A 6,787-nucleotide genomic window follows, 5' to 3' on the forward strand; every position below is an offset into this window, starting at 1 on the left:
GCTTATCCCAGGAGCGTCTTGGCCAGAATGTCCTTCTGCACTTCGCTGGAGCCGCCGTAGATGGTGGCTGCGCGATAGAAGAAGTAGCGCGGGGACGCCGCCGCGAGCGGATGCAGGGCGGCGTCGCCTTCGCCGTCGCGCCGTTCCAGCCCGGCCGGGCCGGCCAGGCGTGCGATCAGCGAAGTCAGCTCCTGCATCGTCTCCGAGCCCTTCACCTTGAGCACCGAGGCAAAGCCCGGGTTCTTGCGGCCGATTTCAGGGTCGAGCAGGAAGCGCCAGTTGGTCAGCTCCAGCGCGCGCACTTCGGCGCCGAGCATGGCCAGCTCTGCGGCCAGCTTCGGGTCGTCGATCAGGCGCTTGCCGCCCTGGGTGATGGTTGCGGCGAGCTCTTGCGCGTAGCCCAGTCGCTCCCAGCACAGGCCGATGCTCGCGATGTTGGTGCGCTCGCTCGCCAGCAGGTACTTGGCGCAATCCCAGCCGCGGCCTTCCTCGCCGACGAGGTTGCCGACCGGCACCCGCACCTTGTCGAAGAAGACTTCGTTGAGGTGGTGCTGCCCGTCGATGGACACGATCGGCCGCACCGAGACACCCGGTGTCTTCATGTCGATCAGCAGGAACGAGATGCCGTCCTGCTTGCGTGCGGCCTGCTCGGTGCGCACCAACGCGAAGATCCAGTCGGCATGGTGCGCGGAGGTGGTCCAGATCTTCTGGCCATCGACCACGTACTCGTCGCCATCGCGTACCGCGCGTGTGCGAAGGGAAGCCAGGTCCGAGCCCGAATCCGGCTCCGAGAAGCCCTGGCAGAACCACAGGTCGAGCCGCGCCAGTTTCGGCAGGAAGAAGCGCTTCTGTTCCTCGGTGCCGAAGCGCAGCAGCACCGGGCCGAGCATCGCCACGTTGAAGGGCAGCGGCTGCGGCGCCGCGGCGCGTTGCAGCTCCTCGACCAGGATCAGGCGCTCGGCGGTGCCGAGCCCCGCGCCGCCGTATGCCTGCGGCCAGTGCGGCGCCGCCCACCCGCGTTCATGCAGGATGCGTTGCCACGTCACGATGTCCTGCTTGCGGGCCGCATGGCCCTTGCTCAGGCGGTCGCGGATCCCGGCCGGCAGCCGGTCGTGGATGAAGGCGCGCACCTCGTCGCGAAACGCGGACTCGCTCGGGCTCAGCTGGAGGTCCATGGCATGCTCAGTTCTTGCCGTAGAGGGTGACCACGCAGGCGCCGCCGAGGCCCAGGTTGTGCTGCAGGCCGAGCCGCGCACCTTGCACCTGGCGCTGGTCCGCACTACCGCGCAACTGGTGCGTGAGTTCGTAGCACTGGGCCAGGCCGGTCGCGCCCAGCGGATGGCCCTTCGACAGCAGGCCGCCCGAGGGGTTCACCACGATCTTTCCGCCGTAGGTGTTGTCGCCGTCGTTCACGAACTTCTCGGCGCCGCCCTCGGGGCAGAAGCCCAGCGACTCGTAGCTGATGACTTCGTTCTGCGCAAAGCAGTCGTGCAGCTCGCAGACGTCGATGTCCTCGGGGCCGACGCCGGCTGCTTCGTAGACGCGGCCCACGGCCGACTTCGTCATGTGCGTGCCCACCCAGCTCAGCATCGAGGGCGGCTCGAAGGATTCGACCGGGTCGGTGGTCATCGCCTGCGCGAGGATCTGGACGTCGGTGCGCAGCCCGTGCTTCTTCGCGAAACGCTCCGAGACCAGCAGGGCCGCGGCGCCGCCGCAGGTCGGCGGGCAGGCCATCAGGCGGGTCATCACGCCGGGCAGAAGCACCTTGTCGGCCATCACTTCTTCTGTCGTCACGACCGAGCGGAAGAGGGCCAGCGGATTGTTGGCCGCATGGCGGCTGGCCTTGGCGCGCACGGCGGCGAATGTCTCCATGCTGCAGCCGTAGCGCGCCATGTATTCGCGGCCGGCGCCGCCGAAGGTGCGCAGCGCCTGCGGCATGCCGTCCATGTCGGCCGTGAGGCCGTGCAGCACCGGCATGAAGCGCTCGCGCGTCGGCGGCCGGTCTGTGTATTGCGCCTTGAGCGCGCCGGCCTGCATCTGCTCGAAGCCCAGCGCCAGCACGCAGTCGGCATCGCCGGAGGCGATCGCCTTGCGCGCGAGATACAGCGCAGTCGAGCCGGTCGAGCAGTTGTTGTTGACGTTGACGACCGGGATGCCCGTCATGCCCACCTCGTACAGCGCCGTCTGCCCCGATGTGGAGTCGCCGTAGACATAGCCCACGTAGGCTTCCTGCACGGCCTCGTAGCCGATGCCCGCATCGGCCAGCGCGCGGCGCGTGGCCTCGGCGCCCATCTGGGTGTAGCTCTGGCTCTGGCCGGGCTTGGCGAAGGGGATCATGCCGACGCCGGCGACGATTGTTTTCTCGGTCATTTCATGGGCTCCGTTGCTTCAAAGTTTTCTGGAGATCAGGTCGCGCTGGACTTCGCTGGTGCCGCCGAACACGCGCGTGATGCGGTAGTCGGTGAACGCCCGCGCGATCGGGTACTCCAGCATGTAGCCGTAGCCGCCATGCAGCTGCACCATCTCGTCGATGCACTTCCAGAGCGTCTCGGTCGCGAACAGCTTGGCGATCGCGGCTTCCTGCACCGAGATGCGGCGCTTCATGTGCTCGGCGATGTAGTAGTCGACCATCGTGCGCACGGCCACGGCCTGGGCCTTGACGTCGGCCAGCTTGAACTTGGTGTTCTGGAAATCCCACACCGTCTGGTCGAAGGCCTTGCGTTCCTTCACGTACTCGATGGTCTGCTCCAGCAGGCGCTCGAGTTTGGCGGCGCAGTAGACGGCGATGATGAGCCGCTCCTGGGCCAGTTCCTGCATCAGGCAGACGAAGCCCTTGTTCTCTTCGCCCAGCAGGTTGTCCACGGGCACGCGCACGTTGTCGAAGAAGAGTTCGGTGGTGTCGGCCGCCGGCTGGCCGACCTTGTCGAGCTTGCGGCCGCGCCGGAAGCCCGCACGGTCGGTCTCGACCATGATCAGGCTCACGCCCTTGGCGCCCGCGGACGGGTCGGTCTTGCAGGCCACCAGCACCATGTCGCAGTTGAGGCCGTTGCTGATGAAGGTCTTGCTGCCGTTGATGACGTATTCGTCGCCGTCGCGCACGGCGCTCGTGCGGATCGATTTCAGGTCGGAACCGGTGCCGGGCTCGGTCATGGCGATCGCCATGATGGTCTCGCCGCGGCAGATCTTCGGCAGCCAGCGATGCTTCTGCTCCTCGGTGCCGAAGCGCACGATGTAGGGGGCCGTGATGTCGGAATGAACCGAGAGGCTCATGCCCGAGACGCCGGAACGGTGCAGTTCCTCGGCCAGCACGCAGGAATGGCCGAAGTCGCCGCCGCCGCCGCCGTATTCGGTCGGCACGGTCACGCACAGCAAGCCTTCGCGGCCGGCCTTCAGCCAGGTCTCGCGGTCGGTGCGGCCGGCCTTGTCCCATTCGGCCTGGCGCGGCAGGCATTCGCGTTCGAAGAAGCGGCGCGCCGTCTCGCGCAGCATGTCGTGGTCGTCGCGGTAGACGGTACGGTGGATGTTCACGGGGGTCTCCTTGTCTTGTGGGTCATTCTGGAAGCCACCCCCCGGAATCCCACTACCCCGATCGGGTGGCAGCCGGGACACAATGGCAGCGCAGCCATGCCCACCAAGCCGACTTCCCCCGCGCGTCCGCCCGAAGACCTGAAGGCGCTCGTCAGCACCAAGATGGTCCCGCCCCGGAGCGCGGGCCGGATCGTCGCGCGCGACGCGCTGCTCGCGCGGCTGATGGAGGCGCGGCGCCGTCGCTGCCTGGTGCTGCTGGGACCTGCCGGCAGCGGCAAGACCACCACGCTGGTCGCCTGGCGCCAGGCGCTGCTGCCGCTGGGCTTCGATGTCGCCTGGCTCACCCTGACGCCCGAGGACAACGAACTCACGCGCCTGCTCGACTACCTGCTGGCCAGCCTCTCGCAGGCCGCGCCGGCCGTGACGCAGGAGGCCGCGGACTTCGCGGGCCGCGGCATCGACAGCGAGGCGGTCGAGCGCACCCTGATCGCGCTGGTGCGCGCCATCGCCGCCCATCCGCGCGACCTGGTGCTGGTCCTCGACGACCTGCAGCACCTGGGCGATGCGCGCATCCACGAGGCGCTGCAATGGCTGGTCGACTACGGGCCGTCGAACCTGCACCTGGTGCTGGCCTCGCGCGGCGCCGTCCCGCTGTCGCTGGATCGCCTGCGCGCGGAGGGCCAGTTGCTGGAGCTGGATGTGCGCGACCTGCGTTTCTCCGCGGCCGAGTCGGAACGTTTTCTCCTGTCGCAGCTCGGCAGCATCGATCACCGCGATGCGATGCTGCTGCACGAGTTGTCCGATGGCTGGGCGGCCGGGCTGCAGCTGCTGGCCATCAACTGGAAGAAGCGGCGGCAGGAACTGGCGGGCGGCAACGCCAGGGCGCCGGGCGATTTCGTCCGCACCCACGTGCAGGACCCGCAGGCCTTCTCGGCCTACTTCGAGAAGGAGGTGTTGTCGCGCCTGTCGCCGCTCGACCTCGACCTGTTGATCAACGTGTCCGCGTGCAGCCCGTTCTGCGCACCGCTGTGCGCGGCGCTGCTCGGGCGGCCCGAAGGCGATGCCGCCATGGCGCCGCTGCTGGCGCGCCTGGAGTCCGAAAACCTCTTCATCGTGCCGGTCGAAAGCACCGAGCGCGAGACCTGGTATCGGCTGCACCCGCTGTTGCGCGAGACCCTGCGCCAGCGGCTCGGGCAACGCAGCGAGGCGGACCGGCTGCTTGTGCACCGCATCGCCTGGCAGTGGTTCCGAGACCACGGCCTGATCGACGAAGCCGTGCGGCAGGCCGTGGCGGCGGGCGAGGGCGCGGCCGCCGCGGCGCTGGTCGAGAAGTCCGCCCACGGACTGGCGGTGCGCGGCGAGCTGCGCAAGCTGATCGGCCTGGTGCAACAGCTGCCGCCCGTGCAGGTCCAGGCGCGTGTCGGCCTGCGGCTGTGGATGCTCCGCATGGCGCTGCTCACGCGGCAGTTCGACGCCTTTTCGGCGCAGGTCGAAGGCCTGCGGCGGGACATTCCGCCAGACGACGGCATCAGCCATTTCGCGCTCACCCTGCAGGAGGCGCTGCTCGCGCTGCAGCGCGACGACACCGACGCCGCGATGGCGCTGCTGCCCCGCTTGCTCGCGCTGCCCGAAGGGGCGGACGCGATGGCGAGCGGCGGGCGCGACAACATCCTGTCGTGGCTCTTCATGCATCGCGGGGAGTACGAGCGTGCGCGGCGCATCCAGCAGGACAACCCGATCCGGCTGATCGACGGCGTACCGCTGCGTGGCACGCCCTCGGGCACCTTGCAGGGGCGCTGCCTGGTTGGCCTGAGCTACGCGCTCGAAGGCCGCATGACGCAGGCCGAGCGCATCTACCGCGAGGTGCTGCGCGAGGCGAACGAGGGCGGCAGCGCCTGTGTCGATCCGGCCTATCTGGCGACCGCACTGCTCGGCGAGGTGCTCTACGAACACGACGAGACCGAGGCCTTGTTGCAGCTGCTCGAAGACCGGGTGGATGCACTCGAGCGCGTGTCGATCCCCGACTCGGTGCTGCGGGTGCACCGCACGCTGGCCGCGGCGCACTGGGTGGCGGGGCGGCGGCTCGAGGGCCTTGCGTACCTGGAGCGGCTGGAGGACTACAGCACGACGCTGGGCCTCGATCGGCTGCTGGTCTTCAGCTTGACCATACAGGTGCAATGGCGGCTGCAGATGGGCGACCCGGCGGCCGCCGAATCGGTGCTCGCGCGGGTCGAGGAGATCGACGCACGGCATGCCGGTGCCGAGCACAGTGCGCTCGGCGAGATCGCGATCGTGGCCGAGCGGGCGCGCATCCGCTGGTCGCTCTGGCGCGGCGAGCTCGATGACGCGGCGCGCCGTATCGAGGCGCTGATCGCGCGCATCGAAACTCTGGGGCGTCAGCGCCTGATCGCGCAGCTGAAGTTGATGCGCGCCGTGATCGAGCGCCGGCGCGGCCGGCCCGATGCCGCGCGCGATTGCACGCTCGCGGCGCTGCGCAGCGGGCACCGGCTTGGGCTGGTGCGCAGCCTGCTCGATGCGGACCCATCGGTGCCCGAGCTGGTGGCGGAGATCGCGCGGGATGCGTCACTGGATCCGGTGCTGGTCTTCTATGCGGAGCGGCTGGTGCGTGCCGCGCGGGCGCCTGAGAGTACGGCTGCGGCGGAATCCGTCGGCACCTTGCCTCAGGCGACGAAGCGGCCCGTGGAGCCATTGAGCGAGAGAGAGCGTGATGTGCTCGCGTTGCTGGCGCAGGCGATGCCGAACAAGAAGATCGCTCTGGCGCTCGGACTGTCGATCGACACCGTCAAGTGGCACCTGAAGAACATCTACGGGAAGCTGGGGGTGGCGGGGCGGGACGAGGCGGTGGCTTGGACGAGGAGCGGTTCGGCGTAGATCGCGTGCGGGCCGGGGCACCTGCGGGTGTGCTGCGGTGCTTCAGTGGGGCGGTCGGCGCTGCGCGCCGACTTCCCTGCGGTGCTCGCGTGGCCGGCGCGCCGCAGAACTCGCTACGTGCCCCTGCGGTGCACTTCGCTCAAACAGCTGCGGCGAGTCAGTTTACGAAGCGCGTGCTGCGCACGCGCCGCCGGCCACACTGCGCTCCTCGGCGCCCCACAGGCGCACCGCAGCACACCCGCAGGCGCCCCGGCCGGAAACGGTGTGCGGTTTCCCCTCCGATCAAGCGCAACGTCACCTCGCGGCTGGGGGTCTGGGTCTGGGGCATGGGCGACTTCCGGGGCGGCGAGGAGCGCAGTCCGGGGGC

Annotated in this window: 4 protein-coding genes; 1 reads left to right on the forward strand and 3 read right to left on the reverse strand. The window is 69.1% G+C overall.

What is annotated here, in order from left to right; genetic code table 11:
- Nucleotides 1–2: 2 nt before the first annotated feature.
- The 3 genes from QTI68_RS37735 to QTI68_RS37745 are packed head-to-tail and all read right to left on the reverse strand — an operon-like array spanning nucleotide 3 to nucleotide 3,528.
- Entirely contained in the window at nucleotides 3–1,175 is a 1,173-nt protein-coding gene (locus QTI68_RS37735) for an acyl-CoA dehydrogenase family protein (protein WP_286529383.1), read from the reverse strand.
- A 7-nt stretch (nucleotides 1,176–1,182) separates the two neighbouring features.
- Nucleotides 1,183–2,370, reverse strand: coding sequence for a lipid-transfer protein (locus QTI68_RS37740; RefSeq protein WP_286529384.1), 1,188 nt, complete (start codon nucleotides 2,368–2,370; stop codon nucleotides 1,183–1,185).
- Between the two features lie 18 nt (nucleotides 2,371–2,388).
- A complete protein-coding gene (locus QTI68_RS37745; RefSeq protein ID WP_286529385.1) occupies nucleotides 2,389–3,528 on the reverse strand; it encodes an acyl-CoA dehydrogenase family protein in 1,140 nt (379 codons plus the stop codon).
- Between the two features lie 96 nt (nucleotides 3,529–3,624).
- Here QTI68_RS37745 and QTI68_RS37750 point away from each other — a divergent pair, with 96 nt between their 5' ends.
- Nucleotides 3,625–6,420, forward strand: coding sequence for a winged helix-turn-helix domain-containing protein (locus QTI68_RS37750; protein ID WP_286529386.1), 2,796 nt, complete (start codon nucleotides 3,625–3,627; stop codon nucleotides 6,418–6,420).
- Nucleotides 6,421–6,787: the final 367 nt, after the last annotated feature.

Origin of the sequence: Variovorax sp. J31P207 (genome assembly GCF_030316965.1) — a bacterium.
Lineage (GTDB): Bacteria > Pseudomonadota > Gammaproteobacteria > Burkholderiales > Burkholderiaceae_C > Variovorax > Variovorax ginsengisoli_B.